Origin of the sequence: Novosphingobium organovorum, assembly GCF_022832435.1 — a bacterium.
Taxonomy (GTDB): domain Bacteria; phylum Pseudomonadota; class Alphaproteobacteria; order Sphingomonadales; family Sphingomonadaceae; genus Novosphingobium; species Novosphingobium organovorum.
Genome location: NZ_JALHLF010000254.1, coordinates 1 through 810, shown reverse-complemented (window position 1 = coordinate 810; position 810 = coordinate 1). Strand labels below are relative to the sequence as shown.

Below are 810 nucleotides of genomic sequence, written 5' to 3'. Positions count from 1 at the left end.
GCCCAGCGCCGCGCAGACGCGCTGGCAGGTCGGCGCCGCGCCCTCGCAGGCGCTGCCCGGCAACGCGCCCGGCTTACCGGCTTTCGATGTGACCTTGCTGCGCCAGAAGGCGGGCCCTTGCGGGCTCGACTGGCGCCTGGAGTGGGACCGTGACCAACGCCAATTCCGTGACCGATGCGCCGCGGCCATCACCACGCCTCGACCGACCCGAGAGGCCGTCCGCGCCCGCAGCCCGGCGCTATCTGGCGCTGTGGTTGCCGTTCCTGCCGACCGACCGCTTCCGGATCGAACGCGCGCCGCACCCGCAGGCGCGGGGGGCGAGCCGCTCCGGGACGGGCGGCGCGACGCCGCCTGAGGGCGCATTTGGCGAAAGCGCCAGCGCCGAAGGTGCCCCGCTGGCGCTGGTGGCCAAGGTGCGCGGGGGGCTGCGGCTGCTCGCGCTCGACCAGGCGGCGCTCGACGGGGGGCTCGTGCCGGGCATGACGCTGGCCGATGCCCGCGCGATCGAGCCCGAACTGCACGTTGCCGAAATGGACAGCGGCGCCGACCGGCGCTGGCTCGAACGGCTTGCCGCGCGCTGCCAGGACTGGAGCCCGCTGGTCACGCTCGCCCCGCCCGATGCCATCGTGCTCGACATTGCCGGGGTGGCGCATCTGTTCGGCGGGGAAGCCGCGCTCGTCGCGCAGATCGAGGAGGTGATCGGCGCGCTTGGCGTGACGCTGCGCCTTGCCTGCGGGTCGACCGCCGAGGCGGCGCAGGTGCTCGCGCGGCATGACCCCGGACACGCCGCACCCGAGGAGGAGCGCGCCG

1 protein-coding gene is annotated in these 810 nt (G+C 75.2%); it reads left to right on the top strand.

Annotation, left to right across the window (positions count from 1 at the left end):
* Positions 1-149: 149 nt before the first annotated feature.
* The coding region (locus MTR62_RS21100) for a Y-family DNA polymerase (RefSeq protein ID WP_456152719.1) at positions 150-810 on the top strand (661 nt) is incomplete at its 3' end.